Raw genomic sequence first — 17,864 nt, forward strand, 5'->3', positions numbered from 1 at the left:
CACCGCTGCTGCCGGGTGTTGACGGGCGGGGTCGTCCGTGGTCCTAGCGGTTCTCGCACAGGGCCGTCGTCAGGACCTTGTCCATCTGCGCGCTGGGTACGTTGGTCGCGAGATACGCATTGGTCACCACGGACACGTGGCGGCCATCTGCGGTGACCATCGTCTGGGTGTGGTAGCCGGGCACCATGCCGTTGTGACCCCATGCCGAGCCGCCGCAGGGCAGGTCGCGCCTGATCAGCCCGAGCCCGTACCCGCCTCCCACGCCCTCGGCGCCCGCGGTCTTCTCCATCTCGGCCAGGGCGGCCGGAGAGACGACTTTGCCGCCGATCAACGCCCGGTAGAACTTCGTGAGGTCCTCTTCCGTCGAGATCATTGCTCCGGCGCTGCTGAAGAGGGACGGGTCGTAGTCGACGACCCGGGACCAGAAGTAGTACCCGCCGATCCGCACTCCGTGGTACCCGCGTACGGACGGGGTGGGCAGGGAGTGATCGCCGGGGGCCGGGAAAATGGTCTGGGTCAGGCCGAGCGGCGTGCTGATCCGGTTCGTGACGGCCTTGTACACCGGCATCCCGGTGGCCTTCTCGACGAGCATGCCGAGAATCAGGTAGTTGGTGTTGGAGTACAGGAACGCGGTGCCGGGCGCGGAGGCCGGGGCGCGCTTCAGGCCCTCTCGGACCAGCGCCTCGAGGGAGTACGAGCCGTCCGGATTACTGGCGGGCGGCGCGGATAACGGCTCGTAGACCGCAATCCCGCTGGTCTGGTGGAGCAGGTGCCGCACCGTGATGGCGTTGCCGTCGTAGCCGTTGCCGTCGACGACGCCGGGCAGGTACTTCTCGATCGACGCGTCCAGCGAGACCTTGCCCTCGTCGACGAGTTGCAGGACCGTGGCCGCGGTGAAGGTTTTGGTCTGGCTGCCGATCCGGTAGTGCTCGTTCGGCTGGATCGGGGCGTTGGTGTTGATGGTGCCGGTACCGGCGGAGAGGCTCCAGGAGTTCGTGGCGTCCCCCGCGTAGACGCCGGCGCCCGGGCCCGCGGCCGACTGGAACGCCTTGAGCGCCGCCAGCGTGTCGGCATGGGCATCGGAGGCTGCGGGCGCGGCCTGCGCCGCCGGAGGGAGCACGAGCAGCAGCGCACACGCCGCGCCGAGTGTGGCAGCCAGTCTTGCCCGGCCTAACTTCCTTGCCATGTCTCCTCCTTGAGACCATCAAGCGAGACGAACGATCCGCATCGTAGTCATGATGCGCAGGACTGGGCACCCGGAACGCTCCAGATCGACGGCCAGCCGGCCCCGACGGCACGGCGGCCCGCCCCCTCCCCTCTTCCGCCCCGCACCCGGCCCGACATGTCCCTGGCCGACACGGCGTACTCCTCCCACACCAACCGCGCTCACCTGCGGCGACGCGGGGTGGGGCCGTGATCCCCCTCCACGTCACAAGGCCCAGGGCGTCGTCGCCGCGGCGGAGGGTCTGCCGGGCCTTGGCGAGGTAGGCGTCGCGCCGCAGAAGCCCGGTCAGCGGGTCCTTGCGGGCGGCGACCAGGCGGCCAGCAGGTGCACGGCCGGGGAGCTTTGCAGCTGGTGGGAGTGGCCGGGGTACCGTCGTGGCGTTCCGGTACGGCCTCCGACCGAGAGCTTCACAAGGCCCGCAATGTGGTCGAACGCGGTTTCAATCGCCTCGAGCAGTTCCGCGCGATCGCCACCCGCTTCGGCAAACTGGCCACCCGCCACAAGGCCCGACTCCACCTCGCGGCACTCATCCTCTGGCTCCGCGAACCCACCCGAGATCGTTTGTCAGACAGGTCCCGGGGTGGCCCCGCGCCGGACGGCGGCGGGCCCGCACCGGGGCGTCCGGTGCGGGCCCGTACCGCCGAGGCGGGCGGCGAGCGGGGCGGTCAGCCGGTGAGTACCGGCTCCGCCGCGCGCTCCCCGAAGGTGAGGCGGCAGGTGTCGGCCCGGTAGGTGGAGACCGCGACGGCGGTGGGCCGGCCGCCGGACACATAGCGGGTGGTGACGACGAGGACGGGCGCGCCGGGCAGCCGGTCCAGCTGTTTGGCGTCCTCGGCGCTGGCCGAGCCCAGTTCGACGGTGCGGTCCTGGCCGTCCAGGTCGAGGGCCTGGAGGGCGTGCAGGACCGCGCGGGCGCGCGCGGCGGGGTCGGGGCCGGCCGGGTCGGCGCAGCCGGGGAGCGCGTCGGTGCGGACGTAGAGGAGTTCGGCGGCGACCGGGCGGCCCGCCGAGACCCGGCTGCGGCGCACGACGTGCACCGGCTCACCGGGGGCGCGCTCCAGCAGGCGGGCCACCGGGGCCGGCACGGTGGCGGCCTCCTCGGCGGCGACCGGCTGCCAGTCGTCACCGGTGGCGCCGGGCCAGGTGTGCCGGGCGGGATCGACGGCGACGCCGACCCGGGGCGGCGCGACGGTGGTGCCGACACCGCGGCGGCGCTGGAGCCGGCCTTCCAGTTCGAGCTGTTCCAGCGCCTGGCGGAGGGTGGCCCGGGCGACGCCGAACCGGGCCGCCAGGTCCCGCTCGTTGGGCAGGATCTCGCCGACCGAGAACTCCGTGTCCAGCGCGTCGCTGAGCACGGTCTTGAGATGCCAGTACTTGGGCTCCGGAGCCGTTTCGAGCTGCGTGGTCCCCACCCCCAAGGACGCGGGCCCGCCCCCGGGCCCGAATAATGAGCGGTTCTTTATTAAAGGTTGTTGCAGTATCCCGACGATATGACCGACCCCACCCTTGGTCAAGACCAATGCCCCGCCCGTTTCCGGCCGCGCACCGCGCCGTCGCCCCGCGGCCCCGTCGCCGGCCGCCCCGCCCGCGGCCGTTACGCTCGCCGGATGCTGGCCCTGCTGCACACCTCGCCCGTCCACGTCCCGGTCTTCGACACCCTGCGCGACCAGGAGGCGCCCGGATTGCCGCTGCACCATCTGGTCCGCCCGGAACTCCTGGCCCGCGCGCGGGAGTTGGGGCCCGCGCGGGTCGCGGAGGAGGTCGCCGGGGCGCTCGGCGAGGCGGTGCGCGCCGGGGCGCGGGCGGCGCTGTGCACCTGCTCGACGCTCGGCCCGGTGGCCGAGGCGGCCGGCCCGGCCCTGGGGCTGCCGGTGCTCCGGGTGGACCGGCCGATGGCCGCCGCCGCGGTGGCGGCCGGGCCCCGGATCGCGGTGCTCGCGGCCGTGGAGAGCACCCTGGCGCCCACCGAGGAGCTGATCGCCGAGGAGGCCCACCGGGCCGGCCGCCGGGCCGAGGTCCGCACGGTGCTCGTGCCGGGCGCCTGGGAGCGGTTCCAGGCCGGCGACCAGGAGGGCTATCTCGCCGCGGTGGCCGGCGCGGCGCGGCGGCTGCGCACCGCCGGCGGCGTGGACGCCCTGGTCCTGGCCCAGGCGTCCATGGCCCCCGCCGCCGAGCTGCTCGGGGACGGCGCGGGCGCACCGGTGCTCACCAGCCCGGGAAGCGGCCTGGCGGCCGCGGCCGGGCTGGCGGCGGCGGTCCAGGCGGGGGCGGTCCAGGCGGGGGCGGGCCCCGCCGGGCGGGCGGGGCCCTCGGGCCGGGGCCGTCAGGCCGGGGAAGCCGGGGTGCCCGGTGCGGCCGGGGGCGTCTGCGGCCCCAGGGAGGACAGCTTGTCCGGGTTGCGCAGGATGTAGACGGTGTGGATCCGGCCGTCCCGGATACCGAGCTGGAAGACCGCGTACGGGGTGCCGCCGGTGTGCACCAGCAGCGCGATACCGCCGTTGAGTTCGAGGTGGCGGTACTCCAGGCCGGCCGGGCTGTTCGCGGTGACGGCGACGAGGAACCGGGCGATCTTGTCCGCGGACTCCATGACCCGCAGCGGCGCCTTGGCCTTGCCGCCGCTGTCCCCGACCAGCCGGGCGTCCGCCGCCAGGAGCGCGAGCAGCCCGGCCAGGTCGCCCCCGGAGGCGGCGGCCATGAACCGGTCGGTCAGTTCGCGCTGCCGCTCCGGGTCCACGTCGTAGCGCGGTGTGCGGTCGTCCATATGGCGCCGGGCCCGGCCCGCCAGCTGGCGCACCGCGGCCTCACTGCGCTCCAGGACCGCGGCGATCTCCGCGTACGGGTAGCCGAACGCCTCCCGCAGGACGAACACGGCCCGCTCCAGCGGGGAGAGCGACTCCATGACCACGAGGACGGCGAGGGTGACGGTCTCGGCGAACACCGCCCGCTCGGCGGTGTCCGGGGCGCCGCCGGGGGCGAGGTGGTCGGTGGGGAGCGGTTCGGGCAGCCAGGGGCCCACGTAGGACTCGCGGCGCGCCTGGGCCTGGCGGAGCCGGTCGATGGCCAGCCGGGTGGTGATCCGGACCAGGTAGGCGCCCGGTTCGCGCACCTCGGCCCGGTCGGCGGCCGACCAGCGCAGCCAGGCGTCCTGGACGACGTCCTCGGCGTCGGCCACCCGGCCGAGCATGCGGTAGGCCACCTGCTGGAGGCGCGGACGGTGGCCCTCGAAGACCTCGATGGCGTCGTGGGAAACGGCCCCGCGGGCGGGCTCGGCGGGAGCGGCCCCGGAGGCGGCGTCGGCGGCGGAATCGGTCAGCACCGCCCCATCCCAGCGGGCCGACGCCCCCGTTGTCCAGCGGGGACGGGCGCGGGTGCGGACTCCTTTGGGGGCCGGTCCCCGGACGGGCTCCTCACCGCCACCGCCGGTGCGGGCCCGTTCCGGGCGCCACCGCCGGGCCGGCTCCGCCTGAGGGCTGCGGCCGCTGCCCGTCAACCGGTGCGCGGACACGGCCCGTTGGCGCGCCCCGTCACCCTCCCGAACCACCCCCCGGAAGCCGGGCCCCGGCCCCCGGATGAGCCTCCGCCGCGCCCGGCCGCACCCCGGAGTGCCGCTCCCCCGCACCCGGGTGGCCCGCAGGACGCCGCCGCCTCCCGCCCGGCCGCGCCCCGGCACGCTCCTCCCCCGCGCCCGGCTGCCGGTTCCGCCCGCCCTCCGTGGACCCGGTGGGCCCGGTGGCCGCGGGTCGCCGTCGCCGGTGGAGGACTCCGGAGCCGAGGGCGACGCCGGTGGCCACCAGGAGGCTGCCGCCCAGCTGGGCCGTGCCGTAGGTGCCGGTGCCCGCCAAGGGGGCGGTGAGGGCGGCGGAGACCGGGATCAGGCCGGAGAACAGGGTGGCGCGTTCGGCACCGATGCGCTGGATGCCCGCGTACCAGCAGACGAAGCCCGCGACGGTGACCACGACGGCCTGCCAGCCCAGTGCGGCGGCCTCCAGCGGGCCCGGCAGCCGCAGCCAGGAGGTGCCCTGCGTCACCAGCCCGAGGGCGGCGGCCTCGGCGGCGGCGAGCGCGCAGGCGGCCGCGGAGAGCAGCCGCGGGCCGAGCGCCGGCAGGACGGGGACGGCGAGCAGGGCGAAGCCGACCTCGCCGCAGAGCGCCGCCGCCGACCAGACCAGCCCCTGGCCGTCGGTGCGGCCCCAGCCCTGGACGGCGAAGGCGCCGGCGGCGACCAGGAGGGCGCCGCGGACCACCGCCGGACGGGGCCGGCGCCCGGCGAGCGCGGGGGCCAGCACCGCGACGACGACCGGGGCGCAGCCGACGAGCACACCGGGTACGGCCGGTTCCGCGGTGCGTTCGGCGGCCAGCACGGCGAGGTTGAAGCCGAGCATCCCGAGGGCGGCGAGCAGTGCCAGCCGGGCCCATTGACGGGCCTTCAGGGAGCGGAGGGGGGCGGTGCCCCGGCGGCCCAGGAGGACGAGGAGCAGGGCGGCGGCGAGTCCGTAGCGCAGGGCCTGGCCGCCGGCGTACGGGTAGGCGCCGAGCAGGCTGTTGGCGGTGAAGGAGCCGCCGACGAGGAGGCAGGCGAGGGCGGCGAGCAGGACGCCGCGGAGGTGGTTCCGGTCCATGAGACGGACGCTAGGCAACGGGGTGGTCCGGCTTAAGGTCCACTTCGGTGGCCCTATCGGGGACCACTTCGCGAAGGGGCGGCGGACAGCGGCAGGCCCGGGGAGCGGGCCCGCCCCAGGAGGCCGGGTCCGGGCGGGGAGGGCCGGACGGTGCCGGACGGTGCCGGTCGGAGCGGTCCGGGGGCCGCCGACGGGAGAGGGGGAGAGCCACGTGGCAGCCGGGGGCGGGGGACGCGGGGGCGGGGGCGCGAGTGCGCGGGGCCGGTCGGACGGGGGCGGCGCGCCGGCCGGAGCCGCGGTCCGGGCCGCCGCCGGGGAGGTGCTGCTGCTGGTCGCGTCGGCGCCGTCCCGGCAGCGGGGGCGGGTGCTCCAGGGGGCGCTGCGGGACGCGGTCCGTTCGGGGCGGCTGCCGGCCGGGACACGGCTGCCGTCCGGGCGGGCCCTCGCCGCCGATCTGGGCGTCTCGCGGGGGCTGGTGACCGAGGCGTACGAGCAGTTGACCGCGGAGGGCTACCTGCGCAGCAGGCGCGGCGCGGGCACCTGGGTGAGCGGGGCGAGCGGGGTGCCCGGGGCGGGTGCGGGGAGCGGCTCGGGGCGGGCCGGCGAGCCGGCCGCGGCGGCGGAGGCGCGGGGCCGGGAGCGCGCTCCGGGGGCCGCGGTCGCGGACTTCACCCCGGGGACGCCGGACCTCTCGCTCTTCCCCAGGGCCGCGTGGTCGGCCGCGCACCGCAGGGCGGTGGCCGGGCTGCCGCACCGCTCCCTGGGCTACCCCGACCCGCGCGGCGTCCCCGAACTCCGCGCCGAACTGGCCTCGTTGCTGGTGCGCCGCCGCGGCGTGGTGGCCGATCCGGCGCGGGTGGTGGTGTGTTCGGGGGTGGCGCAGGCCATGGCGCTGCTGGGCGCGGCGCTGTACGCGGCGGGGCGGCGGACGGTGGCCCTGGAGGAGCCGGGGAGCCCCGAGCACCGGGACCTGCTCGCGGCCGCCGGTCTGCGGGCCGTCCCGGTGCCGCTGGACGGCGCCGGGCCCGACCCGGTGGCGCTGGCCGCCTCGGGGGCGCGTACCGCGGTGCTGACCCCGTCGCACCAGTTCCCCACCGGGACGGCGGTGCCGCCCGCCCGCCGGGAGGAACTGCTGTGCTGGGCGCGGTCGGTGGACGGCCTGCTGGTGGAGGACGACTACGACGGGGACTTCCGGTACGACCGCGCGCCGGTCGGGGCGCTCCAGGGGCTGGACCCGGAACGGGTCGCGTACACCGGGTCGGTGAGCAAGTCGCTGGCGCCGGGGCTGCGGCTGGGGTGGCTGGTGGTGCCGGAGCGGCTGCTGGACGCGGTGGTGGCCCGCAAGCGGCTGCTGGACCTGGGGAATCCGGTACTGGACCAGGTGCTGCTGGCGGACCTCATCGCACGCGGGGAGTACGACCGGCAGCTGCGCCGCTGCCAGCGCGCGTACCGGGAGCGCCGGGACGCGCTGGCCGCGGCGCTGGCGGCGCACTGCCCGGGCGCCGCGGTCACCGGGATCGCCGCCGGGCTGCACGCCATCGTGGCGCTGCCGGAACGCTACGGCCCGGAGGGCGCGTTGCTGGTCCGCGCACGGCGCGCGGGGCTCGCGGTCCGGCCGCTCTCCGCGTACGCCTGGTCCGGCGGCCCCGCGTCCGCCGGTGCGCCGGACGGGCGGGTGCGGCTGGTACTGGGCTACGCGCACCTGACGCCCGCCCGGATCGGCCGCGGGGTGGCGGTGCTGGGGCGGCTGGCCGGGGGTTGACCGGCGCCCGGGCGGCCCCCGGCAGCGGCACCGCCGCGGCTGCCGCGGCCCCGGCCATCGGCCATCCGGCCGGTGTTCACCGGGAGTTCTGCCACCGGGCATCGGATGGCGATACGAACGGGGCGTATGTGGTCGGACGCGGTACGGAGGTGGAAGATGGCGCAGGGTTCCGGCGGCGGCTTCGGACGGCGCAGGCTCCTTCAGGGCGCGGCGGCGGGGTCCGCGGCGCTGGTGCTGCCCGCGGCGGCCGGGGCGGGCCCGGCGGTGGCGGCCCCGGCGCTGGTGCGCGGCGGGCGGCCGCGGGCCGCCTGGGGGGTGCAGGCCGGCGACGTCACCGGGTCGTCCGGGCTGGTGTGGGTGCGGTCCGACCGGCCGGCCCGGATGGTCGTGCAGACCGCGGCCACCGAGGCGTTCCGGCACGCCCGGACCTGGCACGGGCCGCTCCTCGGCCCCGGTACGGACTTCACCGGCGTGACCGCGCTGCACGGGCTGCCGGCCGGGGAGCAGATCCACTACCGGGTGCTGCTGGCCGACCCGGACGACCCGCGGCGCACCGGGGAGCCGGTGGCCGGCACGTTCCGCACCGCGCCCGGCGACCGCCGCGACGTCCGGTTCCTGTGGTCCGGCGACCTGGCCGGGCAGGGCTGGGGCATCAGCCCGGAGCACGGCGGCTACCGGATCTACGCGGACATGCGCCGGCTGAATCCGGACTTCTTCCTGTGCAGCGGCGACAACATCTACGCCGACAACCCGATCCCGGAACGGCTGACGCTGCCGGACGGGCGGACCTGGCGGAACGTGACCACGGAGGAGAAGTCCAAGGTCGCCGAGACGCTGGCGGAGTTCCGGGGCGCGTTCCGCTACAACCTGCTGGACGAGAACCTGCGCCGGTTCAACGCCCAGGTGCCGACGGTGGTCCAGTGGGACGACCACGAGGTGCACAACAACTGGTATCCGGGGCAGCTGCTGGACGACGACCGGTACCGGGTCAAGGACGTGGACCTGCTCGCGGCCCGGGCGCTGCGGGCGTTCGGCGAGTACTTCCCGGTCCGCACGCTGCGGCCGGACGCCGGCGGCCGGGTGTACCGGGTGCTGCGGCACGGCCCGCTGCTGGACGTGTTCGTACTGGACATGCGCCGGTACCGCAACGCCAACTCGCCGGACCGGCAGACCGACGACCCGCAGGGCATCCTGGGGGACGAGCAGCTGCGCTGGCTCCAGCGGGAGCTGGCGCGGTCGCGGGCGGTGTGGAAGGTGATCGCCGCGGACATGCCGCTGGGGCTGGTCGTCCCGGACGGCCCGGCGCGCTTCGAGGCGGTGGCGCAGGGCGACCCGGGCGCGCCGCTGGGCCGGGAGCTCCAGATCGCCGAGCTGCTGCGGTTCATCAAGCACCGGCGGATCACCGGCACGCTGTGGCTGACCGCGGACGTGCACTACACCTCGGCGCAGCACTACGCGCCGGAGCGGGCGGCGTTCAAGGACTTCGAGCCGTTCTGGGAGTTCGTGTCCGGGCCGCTGCACGCGGGCGGTTTCCCGGCCGTGGCGCTGGACGGAACATTCGGGCCCGAGCAGCCGTTCATCAAGGCACCGGACCGTGCGAACGTCTCCCCGGCGGAGAGCCCGCAGTACTTCGGCGAGGTCGCGATCGACGGGGGAAGCGGGGAGCTGACAGTGCGGCTGCGTCAGGAGGGCGGAGAGATCTTGTTCACGAAAACGCTGCAACCAGGACGGGTAGGACAGTAGAGGCCAATGCGTCGATTGCTGTTCTTACCTGGTTTTACCCGTCCGACACAAGGTGTTGGCGACGAGGCAACACCTGTCCGCGAGGCTGTCCGCATGACTGATGCGACCTCCGTCCCTGCCGCCCGGCGCCCGCACTGGCGCCGGGCCGCCGTCGAACTCGCCGCCCTGTTCACCGCGGTGGCGGTGGCCGACACCGCCGCCAACGCCCTCGTGCACGGCCCGGCGGGCCCGGTGCTGCTGTGCGCCGCCGCGGCGGCCCTGCTGGCCACGGCCGGTTTCCACGTCTGGTGGGCCCGCCGGCACGATCCCGCACCGCCCCCGACACCCGTCCCGGATACCGGCCCCGCCGCACCGTCCGCCGCCCCGGCGCCCGAGGCCGGCGGCCGGGAGGCGGTGCTGTGGCGGCTGCGCACCACCGTCCGGGACGAGCCGGGCAGCCTCGCCGCCCTGTGCGCGGCGCTGGCCGCCCACCGGGTGGACATCCTCAGCCTACAGACCCACCCGCTGTCGGCCGGCGCGGTCGACGAGTTCCTGCTGCGCGCCCCGGCCGGGACGGCGCCCGCGGAGCTGACCCGCGCGGTCGCCGGCGCGGGCGGTACGGACAGCTGGCTGGAGCGGGCCGACGCGCACGACCTGGTCGACGCGCCGACCCGGATGCTGGGCCTGGCCACCCGCACGGCCCTGGATTCCGCCGAACTCCCGCTCGCACTGCGCCAGTTGCTGGGCCGCTGCACCATCCACTCGGTGCCCGCCCGGTCGCCGGCCGGGCGGCCGCTCGCCGAGGAGGTCCCCGCCGAGGGCGTACTGGCGGAGCACACCATGACGTTCCGCGACCCGTCCGGGGGGTCGCTCACCATCGAAAGGCCGCAGGTGCCGTTCACGCCCACCGAGTTCGCCCGGGTCCGCGCCCTGGTCGAGCTGGACAGCCGGCTCGGTCAGCGGGTGCCGCCGCGGCGGGACGTGCTGACCCTCCCCGAAGGCAACGAGATCACCGTCCGCCGGGCCGGCCCCGGCGATCTGGCCGCCGCCCGCGCGATGCACCAGCGCTGCTCGACCGCCACCCTGGACCGGCGCTACCACGGCCCGGTCGCGGACGCCGACCGCTATCTCCGGCATCTGCTCAGCCCCCGGTTCGGCCGCACGCTGGCCGCCGAGACCGCCTCCGGGCGGCTGGTCGCGCTCGGCCACCTGCTGTGGGACGGCGACGAGACCGAGGTGGCGCTGCTGGTGGAGGACGCCTGGCAGCAGCGCGGCATCGGCGCGGAGCTGCTGCGCCGGCTGGTGGCGATGGCCGCGGAGACCGGCAGCGAGAGCGTCTACGCGGTCACCCAGGCGTCCAACACCGGCATGGTGGCGGCGATGCGCGGCCTGGGGCTGCCGCTGGATTACCAGATCGAGGAGGGCACCCTCGTCATCACCGCGTGCCCGGAGGGCGTCCCGGCGCACCGGGAGGCCCCCGGGGCGCTGCGGGCGCGGGACGGCTCCCGGCGCGGCTGACGGCGCACCGGGCCGGGCCGCCGGGGTGCGGCCCGGCGGCGCCCCGCGACGCGACAGTAACGTCCACCGGAATGATGGTGACGCGGCGGGCCGATCCGTACGAGGATGGCGGGCATGTCCCTTACCACTACTCCCGCGGGCGGTCCGCTGCCCCGCCAGGTCGCCGACGCCTACGTCGACGCCCTCGTCGAACTGGACCCGATCACCGGCACCTTCCTCGGGATCCCCGAGAGCTCCGGCAGGCTCCCCGACTTCTCGCCCGAGGGGCAGGAGGCGGTGGCGCAGCTCGCCCGCACCACCCTGGAGCGGCTCGCCGAGGCCGAGACCCGGCCCGGCGCCGACCGCCCCGCCGAGCAGATCTGCGCCCGGCTGCTGCGCGAGCGGCTCACCGCCGAACTCGCCGTGCACGACGCCGGCGAGGGGCTGCGCACGGTCAGCAACCTCAGCTCGCCGCTGCACCACGTCCGGGAAGCCTTCACCCTCACCCCGGCCGAGACCGAGGAGGACTGGGCGGCGATCGCGCAGCGGCTGCGCGCCGTACCGGACGCGCTGGGCGGCTACCGCGCCGCCCTCCAGGCCGGCCTGGACAAGGACCTGCCGGCCGGGCCGCGCCAGGTCGCCACCGTCATCGGCCAGCTCGGCGAGTGGATCGGCACCGACCGCAGCTGGTTCGCCGAGTTCACCGCGGCCGGCCCGGACGCGCTGCGCGCCGAGCTGGACGCGGCCGCCGGGGCCGCCACCGGCGCCCTGGTGGAGCTGCGCGACTGGTTCCGGGACGTCTACGCCCCGGCGATCGAGGGCGCCCCCGACGTGGTGGGCCGCGAGCGGTACGCCCGCCTCGCGCGCTACTACAACGGCACCGACATCGACCCCGAAGAGGCGTACGCCTACGGCTGGTCGGAGTTCCACCGGCTGCGGGCCGAGATGGAGGCCGAGGCGCAGAAGGTGCTGCCGGGCGCCTCGACGCCCTGGGAGGCGCTGGCCTGGTGCGATGAGCACGGCGAGGCGGTCGAGGGCGTCGAGGAGACCCGGCAGTGGCTCCAGTCGCTGATGGACGAGGCGATCGACGCGCTGGACGGCACCCACTTCGACCTGGCCGAGCGGGTCCGCCGGGTGGAGTCCCGGATCGCGCCGCCCGGCAGCGCCGCCGCCCCGTACTACACCCAGCCGTCGCTGGACTTCTCCCGCCCGGGCCGGACCTGGCTGCCGACCATGGGCCAGACCCGCTTCCCGGCCTACGACCTGGTCTCCACCTGGTACCACGAGGGGGTGCCCGGCCACCACCTCCAGCTGGCGCAGTGGGCGCACGTCGCCGACCGGCTCTCGCGCTACCAGACCACGGTCGGCATGGTCAGCGCCAACGCCGAGGGCTGGGCGCTGTACGCCGAGCGGCTCATGGACGAGCTGGGGTTCCTGACCACGCCCGAGCGGCGCCTGGGCTATCTGGACGCGCAGATGATGCGGGCGGTCCGGGTCATCATCGACATCGGCATGCACCTGGAGCTGGAGATCCCGGCCGACTCGCCGTTCCACCCCGGTGAGCGCTGGACGCCGCAGCTGGCGCAGGAGTTCTTCGCCCGGCACAGCAGCCGTCCCGCGGACTACGTCGAGAGCGAGATCGTCCGCTACCAGGGCATGGCGGGCCAGGCGATCGGCTACAAGCTCGGCGAGCGGGTCTGGCTCCAGGGCCGGGACGCCGCCCGGGCCCGGCACGGCGCGGACTTCGACCTGAAGGCGTGGCACATGGCGGCCCTCTCGCAGGGTTCGCTGGGCCTGGACGACCTGCTGTCCGAGCTGTCGGCGCTCTGACCGGCGGGACACCGCCGCGGCCGGCCGGGCGCGGCCCCGCGCGGCGGCCGGCCGCGGTGCTCCCCGGGCGCGCCCCGGCCGGTGCGCGCGGCGGCGGCCCCCGGCGCCGCCGGCCCGGCCACTTGGGCGGTGAACACCCGGAGAACCCTTGCTCCGCCGGTGAAACCCCTGCTAGACAGCGGGGATGACCGGATACTCCCCCGATGACGCCGACCGGCGCATCCTCGACGTCCTCCAGCGCGACGGGCGGGTGAACCGCGCCCAGCTGGCGCGGACGGTGAACATGTCGCCGAGCGCGGTCGCCGCGCGGGTGCGGCGGCTGGAGGCGTCCGGGGTGATCTCCGGGTACGCGGCGGTGGTCGATCCGGAGCGGGTCGGGCTGCCGGTGCTGGCGTTCGTGCGGCTGCGCCACTCCGGCGGGGACGGCGGGCCGTTCCGGGACCTGCTGGCGCGCACCCCGGAGATCCTGGAGGCGCACCACGTCACCGGCGAGAACAGCCTGTTCCTGAAGGTCGCGGCCCGGTCGATGAAGCACCTCGAAGAGGTCTCGGGGCGCATCGGGGCGCTGGGCGAGGTGGCCACCAGCGTGGTGTACTCCTCCCCGCTGCCCGGGCGCCCGGTCCGCACCTGAGCGGCCGGTCGCCGTGGCGAAAGCGGCGGCCGGCCGGGCTCACGTCCGGGCACAGCGGGCGTTGCGCCACGGCGGACACGTTCCACCAACGCAGCAATCCGCCGGACGTGGCGTGCATCCACCCGCTTCCCCGCCCCGTGCCGGACATCGCGGGACGTGCCCGGTCAGGCGCCGCCGGGTACGCGGTGCCGGACGCGGGAGCCGGTGCGGTCCTTGACGACCTCCAGCTGGGCCGGGATGCGGGTCCGCAGATCGGCGACGTGGCTGACGATGCCGACGCTGCGGTCGCGTTCGCGCAGGCCGTCGAGGACATCGAGGACCTCGTCGAGGGTCTGCTCGTCGAGGCTGCCGAAGCCCTCGTCGATGAAGAGGGTGTCCAGCCGGGTGCCGCCGGCCTCGTCGGTGACGACGTCGGCCAGGCCGAGGGCCAGGGCGAGCGAGGCGAAGAAGGTCTCGCCGCCGGAGAGGCTGGCGGTGTCCCGTTCCTGGCCGGTCCAGGCGTCGATGACGTGCAGGCCCAGGCCGGAGCGGCGGGTGCCGCCGGACCGCTCGTCGGAGTGCACCAGGGTGTAGCGGCCGGCGGACATCCGGTGCAGGCGGGCGCTGGCGGCGGAGGCGACCTGCTCCAGGCGGGCGGCCAGGACGTAGGACTCCAGGCGCATCCGGCGGGCGTTCTCGGCGGAGGTGCCGGCGGCGAGCGAGGCGAGGCGGGCGATCCGGTCGTAGGCGGTGCGCTGCGGCGCCAGGCGGCGGGCGTCCGCGGCGGCCTCGGCGGAGAGCCGGTCGAGGGCCGCGCAGCGTTCCCGGGCGGCGGCCAGGGCCGCGGCGGCGGTGCGCAGCCGGGCGGCGGCGGCCTGGTGGGCGGCGCGGGCGGCGTCCGGGGCGGCGGGCGGCAGGGCCGCGGCGGCGCGGAGTTCGGGCCGGTCCAGTTCGGCGGCGACGGCGGCGGCCTCGGCCTGCCCGTCGTCGTGGCGCTGCTGGAGCGCCTGCCGTTCGGCCTCCGGGAGCAGTGCGCCGGCAGCGTCCGCGGGGGTGTCGAAACCGGCGCGGTAGGCGGCGTCGGACAGCCGGGCGTCGGCGTCCTTCAGGCGCTCGGCGCAGACCGCGGCGGTACGGGCGGCCTCGGCCGCGGCGGCGAGCAGCGCCACCTGCCGCTCCAGCCGGCCGGCCCGGTCGGCGACGCTCGGACTGTCGCCGCGGGCCTCGGCGAGTTCGGCCTCCAGCGCGGCCTGTTCGCGGTCCAGGGCCTCGCGGTGGGAGGCCCGGGCGGCGGCCCGGCGCTCGGCCCGCTGCTGCTCGGCGCGCCGGCGCTCGTACTCCCGTTCGGCGCGGGCCAGTTCCTCGCGGGCGGCGTGCAGCCCGGCCCCGGCGGTGTGCGCGCGGTCCGCCTCCTGCCGCAACTCCTCGGCGCGGGCGGCCAGTTCGGCGACGGGGGCGGTGCCGGACGCGGCGGTGGCGGCGGCCAGTTCCTCCTTGACGGCCTGGCGGTGCTCCTCGGCGCGCTGCCGGTCCTCCTCGGCGCGGCGGTGCCCGTCCTCGGCTGCCTCCTCGGCGGCGCGGTCGACGTGGCCGGCCCCGGCCCGGGCCGGGGCGGGGTGCGCGGTGGAGCCGCACACCGCGCACGCCCGGCCGTCCGCGAGGCCCGCGGCGAGTTCGGCGGCGATGCCGCGCAGCCGGCGGTCCTTGAGGTCCAGCCAGTGCTCGCGGGCGGCCGCGGCGTGCTCCCGGGCGGCGAGCGCCCGCTCCTCGACCGCGGCGAGGTCGGCGGTGAGGCGGTCGCGGCGGCGGGCCGCGGCGAGCCGGTCGGCGGCCGGGCCGAGCTGCTCGGCGAGCCGCCCGGCCCGGGCGGCGGCCTCCTGCGCGGCGTCGATCCGCCGCTGGTGGGCGGCGCGTTCGGCGTCCCAGCCGGCCAGCCACTCGGCGGTGTCCAGCAGCGTCTGCTCGTCGGCACGGGCCTCGCGGTCCAGGCCGGCGCGCTCCCGGGCCAGTTCGGCGGCCCGCCGCTCGGCCCGCCGGGCCGCCGCCAGCGAGCCGAGGACCGCCCGCGCCTGCTGCTCCTCCGCGGCCAGCCGGTCGCCGGCGGCGCCGGCCAGGGCGGGCGGGAGCGGGGCGCGGTGGCGGCGTTCGGCGTCCTGGGCGGCGGTCAGCTCGTGCCAGGCGGCGTCCCGCAGGGCGAGCACCGGGGCGACCTCGGCGGCGGCCCGGGCGCGGGCCAGCCGTGCGCGGATCCGGTCCTGTTCGCCGCTGCGGTCGGCGAGCCGGGCGGCCCGTTCCCGGGCGTCGGCGTGGCGGCGCTGGAGCCGGTCGCGTTCGAGGGCCTCCTCCAGGCGTGCGGCCGCGGCCCGTTCGGCGGTCTCGGCGGCGGCCACCGCGGCCTGCGCACACTCCAGGCGTTCGCGGGCGCCGGTCCGGGCGACCGCGGCCCGGGCGAGCACCGCGTCGGCGAAGCCCGGTTCGCCGGGGCCGGGCCCGGCGTCGGCGCCGGTGGTGGCGCGGGCCGCCGCCGGGCCGCGCCGTCCGCCGCGGCCGGCGGGCCCGGTCTGGGCGGGGACGGCGGGCCGGGCGGCCGGGGCCGGTACCGACGGGTCGTCGAGGTCGGGGGTGTCGCCGGCCGCCTGGGCGATCCGGTGGGCGAGCCCGAGCAGCCGTTCGTCACCGGCCGCGACCCGGTCCGCGGCGGCCCGGCGGCGGGCGGTCAGCTGCTCCTCCAGGGCGGCGAACCGCCGGGTGTCGAAGAGCCGGCCCAGCAGCCGGGCCCGGGCCTCCGCGTCGGCCCGCAGGAACCGCGCGAAGTCGCCCTGGGGCAGCAGCACGACCTGGCAGAACTGCTCCTTGCTCATCCCGAGCAGCTGCCCGATCTCCTCGCCGATCTCCTGGTGGGAGCGGCTGAGCGCCCGCCACTGCCCGCCGTCCGCGGCACCGTCCGCGGCGGGTGCGTACTCCCGCAGCCGGCTCTGCGGCTTCTCCTTCGTCGTGCCGGTGCCGCGCTTCTTGGGGCGGGGCTGCTCGGGCAGCCGGGTGATCTCCAACCGCCGCCCGGCGACGGTCAGTTCGAGGACGACCTCGGTGGGCGTGCCCGGGTCGGCCAGGTCGCTGCGGAGCGCCTGGCCGCTGAGCCGCGCCCCCGGCACCGTCCCGTAGAGCGCGAAGCACACCGCGTCCAGGACCGAGGTCTTGCCCGCGCCGGTGGGGCCGTGCAGCAGGAACAGCCCGTCCCGGGTGAGCCGGTCGAAGTCCACGGTGTGGGTGCCGGCGAACGGGCCGAAGGCGCTCAGGGTCAGCCGGTGCAGCCTCACCGCGCCACCTCCTCGGCCGCGTCCGCGGTCCGTACGTCGTCGAGGGCCGACCGCAGTTCGGCCCGTTCGGCGTCGTCGGCGCCGCGGCCGGAGCGGACGTGGGCGACGAAGTCCTCGGCGATCTCCTGGTCGCTGCGGCCGCGCAGCCGCTGGGCGTAGGACGCCGAGGGGCGGGCCGGTCCGCCCTCGGGCTCGAAGACCAGGCTGAGGACGTGCGGGAAGCGCTTGGCCAGCCGGGCCATCGGCTCGGCCGGGCGGACGGCGTCGGTGAGCGTGGCCTCCACCCAGGCGTCCTCGTGCCGGGCCAGCTCGGGATCGTCCAGCAGCCGCTCCAGCGGGCCCCGCAGGCGGGCCAGCGGCCGGGGCACCGGGCAGTCGATCCGCTCGGCGTGCACCGCGCCGTCCGCGCCGAGGTCGATCAGCCAGGACGACTTGCGGTGCGCGGCCTCGGAGAAGGAGTAGGCCAGCGGCGAGCCGGAGTAGCGGACCCGGTCGGTCAGGGTCTGGCAGCCGTGCAGGTGGCCGAGGGCCACGTAGTCGACGCCGTCGAAGACCGGGGCGGGGACGGAGGCGACGCCGCCGACGGTGATGTCCCGTTCGCTGTCGCTGGCGGCGCCACCGGTGACGAAGGCGTGCGCGAGGACCACCGAGCGGGTCCCGGCGGGCCGGTCCGCGAGGTCGGCACGGACCGCGTCCATGGCGGCGCCGAGCACCGCGGCGTGGTCGGCGCGCGGGGCGCCGAGGGTGTCGCGCACCATGGCCGGCTCCAGGTAGGGGAGCCCGTAGCAGGCGACCGGGCCGTGCGCGTCCGCCAGCAGGACGGGCGTGCCGCAGCCGGCCGGGTCGGTGTGCAGGTGGATGCCGGCCTGCCGCATCAGCCCGGCGCCGACGCCGAGCCGGCGGGCGGAGTCGTGGTTGCCGGAGATCATGACGGTGGGCACGCCGAGCGCGGCGAGCCGGTGCAGGGCGTCGTCGAACAGCTCGACGGCGGCCAGCGGGGGCACCGCGCGGTCGTAGATGTCGCCGGCGACCAGCACCGCGTCCACGTCCCGGGCCCGGACGGTCTCGACCAGGTGATCGAGGAACGCGCGCTGCGCGCTGAGGAGGTTCACCCGGTGGAAGGACCGGCCCAGATGCCAGTCGGAGGTGTGCAGAAATCTCACCGACGCGCTCCGACCTGCATGTTCTCCCCTCCACGGACCTCGACCCGACGTCGGACCGGCACGAGTCTACGGGGCGGCGCACCGCCCCCGGGCCGCGGCCGGCCCCGCCCGGGCGGCCG

The 17,864-nt window shown here is 76.9% G+C and carries 12 protein-coding genes and 1 pseudogene; 7 read left to right on the forward strand and 6 right to left on the reverse strand.

Features of this window, described 5'->3' with window-relative positions; translation table 11 throughout:
• Window positions 1-43: 43 nt before the first annotated feature.
• On the reverse strand, window positions 44-1,186 hold the full coding sequence (locus MUU72_RS25285; protein ID WP_248015696.1) for a serine hydrolase domain-containing protein: 1,143 nt from the start codon (window positions 1,184-1,186) through the stop codon (window positions 44-46).
• 138 nt (window positions 1,187-1,324) lie between these two features.
• Between MUU72_RS25285 and MUU72_RS35925 the strand changes: the two are divergent.
• Window positions 1,325-1,801, forward strand: a pseudogene (locus tag MUU72_RS35925) (transposase); the annotation flags it as partial.
• Window positions 1,802-1,890: 89 nt separating this feature from the next.
• Here the strand turns inward: MUU72_RS35925 and MUU72_RS25295 are convergent.
• Window positions 1,891-2,637, reverse strand: a complete 747-nt coding sequence (locus MUU72_RS25295; protein WP_248015697.1) for a GntR family transcriptional regulator — start codon at window positions 2,635-2,637, stop codon at window positions 1,891-1,893.
• A gap of 195 nt (window positions 2,638-2,832) precedes the next feature.
• Between MUU72_RS25295 and MUU72_RS25300 the strand changes: the two genes are divergently transcribed.
• Window positions 2,833-3,636 carry an aspartate/glutamate racemase family protein gene (locus tag MUU72_RS25300; RefSeq protein ID WP_372503255.1) on the forward strand — a complete coding sequence of 268 codons (804 nt, stop codon included), beginning with the start codon at window positions 2,833-2,835 and terminating at the stop codon, window positions 3,634-3,636.
• On the opposite strand, the gene MUU72_RS25305 is transcribed toward MUU72_RS25300, so the two are convergent.
• Together MUU72_RS25305 and MUU72_RS25310 are read right to left on the reverse strand one after the other, a co-directional pair.
• A complete protein-coding gene (locus MUU72_RS25305; RefSeq protein WP_248015722.1) occupies window positions 3,549-4,460 on the reverse strand; it encodes an RNA polymerase sigma-70 factor in 912 nt (303 codons plus the stop codon). The genes MUU72_RS25300 and MUU72_RS25305 overlap by 88 nt on opposite strands.
• A 289-nt stretch (window positions 4,461-4,749) precedes the next feature.
• The gene (locus MUU72_RS25310; RefSeq protein WP_248015698.1) at window positions 4,750-5,844 is read right to left on the reverse strand and encodes a DMT family transporter; all 1,095 of its coding nucleotides are present in this window, start codon (window positions 5,842-5,844) and stop codon (window positions 4,750-4,752) included.
• A gap of 211 nt (window positions 5,845-6,055) precedes the next feature.
• Between MUU72_RS25310 and pdxR the strand changes: the two genes are divergently transcribed.
• The 5 genes from pdxR to MUU72_RS25335 all read left to right on the forward strand — a co-directional run bounded on the left by pdxR (window position 6,056) and on the right by MUU72_RS25335 (window position 13,286).
• Window positions 6,056-7,606, forward strand: coding sequence for a MocR-like pyridoxine biosynthesis transcription factor PdxR (gene pdxR / locus MUU72_RS25315; RefSeq protein ID WP_372503256.1), 1,551 nt, complete (start codon window positions 6,056-6,058; stop codon window positions 7,604-7,606).
• A gap of 156 nt (window positions 7,607-7,762) precedes the next feature.
• Window positions 7,763-9,349 carry an alkaline phosphatase D family protein gene (locus MUU72_RS25320; RefSeq protein ID WP_248015699.1) on the forward strand — a complete coding sequence of 529 codons (1,587 nt, stop codon included), beginning with the start codon at window positions 7,763-7,765 and terminating at the stop codon, window positions 9,347-9,349.
• A gap of 93 nt (window positions 9,350-9,442) precedes the next feature.
• Window positions 9,443-10,846, forward strand: coding sequence for a GNAT family N-acetyltransferase (locus tag MUU72_RS25325; protein WP_248015700.1), 1,404 nt, complete (start codon window positions 9,443-9,445; stop codon window positions 10,844-10,846).
• A 114-nt stretch (window positions 10,847-10,960) separates the two neighbouring features.
• On the forward strand, window positions 10,961-12,655 hold the full coding sequence (locus tag MUU72_RS25330; protein WP_248015701.1) for a DUF885 domain-containing protein: 1,695 nt from the start codon (window positions 10,961-10,963) through the stop codon (window positions 12,653-12,655).
• 184 nt (window positions 12,656-12,839) lie between these two features.
• Window positions 12,840-13,286 carry an Lrp/AsnC family transcriptional regulator gene (locus tag MUU72_RS25335; RefSeq protein WP_248015702.1) on the forward strand — a complete coding sequence of 149 codons (447 nt, stop codon included), beginning with the start codon at window positions 12,840-12,842 and terminating at the stop codon, window positions 13,284-13,286.
• Window positions 13,287-13,450: 164 nt separating this feature from the next.
• On the opposite strand, the gene MUU72_RS25340 is transcribed toward MUU72_RS25335, so the two are convergent.
• Both MUU72_RS25340 and MUU72_RS25345 read right to left on the reverse strand, forming a co-directional pair.
• Window positions 13,451-16,582 carry an AAA family ATPase gene (locus MUU72_RS25340; protein ID WP_248015703.1) on the reverse strand — a complete coding sequence of 1,044 codons (3,132 nt, stop codon included), beginning with the start codon at window positions 16,580-16,582 and terminating at the stop codon, window positions 13,451-13,453.
• Window positions 16,579-17,745, reverse strand: coding sequence for an exonuclease SbcCD subunit D (locus MUU72_RS25345; RefSeq protein ID WP_248015704.1), 1,167 nt, complete (start codon window positions 17,743-17,745; stop codon window positions 16,579-16,581). The genes MUU72_RS25340 and MUU72_RS25345 overlap by 4 nt, the downstream gene beginning before the upstream one ends.
• Between the last annotated feature and the right edge of the window lie 119 nt (window positions 17,746-17,864).

This window comes from Streptomyces rhizoryzae (genome assembly GCF_023155275.1).
In the GTDB taxonomy this organism is placed as follows: Bacteria; Actinomycetota; Actinomycetes; order Streptomycetales; family Streptomycetaceae; genus Streptomyces; species Streptomyces rhizoryzae.

What these genes read in the sequence shown, in the direction of transcription:
- MUU72_RS25310 (WP_248015698.1), bottom strand. Translation starts at nt 5,844, where the DNA reads ATGGACCGGAACCACCTCCGCGGCGTCCTGCTCGCCGCCCTCGCCTGC.
- MUU72_RS25320 (WP_248015699.1), top strand. Translation starts at nt 7,763, where the DNA reads ATGGCGCAGGGTTCCGGCGGCGGCTTCGGACGGCGCAGGCTCCTTCAG.
- MUU72_RS25335 (WP_248015702.1), top strand. Translation starts at nt 12,840, where the DNA reads ATGACCGGATACTCCCCCGATGACGCCGACCGGCGCATCCTCGACGTC.
- MUU72_RS25325 (WP_248015700.1), top strand. Translation starts at nt 9,443, where the DNA reads ATGACTGATGCGACCTCCGTCCCTGCCGCCCGGCGCCCGCACTGGCGC.
- MUU72_RS25330 (WP_248015701.1), top strand. Translation starts at nt 10,961, where the DNA reads ATGTCCCTTACCACTACTCCCGCGGGCGGTCCGCTGCCCCGCCAGGTC.
- MUU72_RS25285 (WP_248015696.1), bottom strand. Translation starts at nt 1,186, where the DNA reads ATGGCAAGGAAGTTAGGCCGGGCAAGACTGGCTGCCACACTCGGCGCG.
- MUU72_RS25300 (WP_372503255.1), top strand. Translation starts at nt 2,833, where the DNA reads ATGCTGGCCCTGCTGCACACCTCGCCCGTCCACGTCCCGGTCTTCGAC.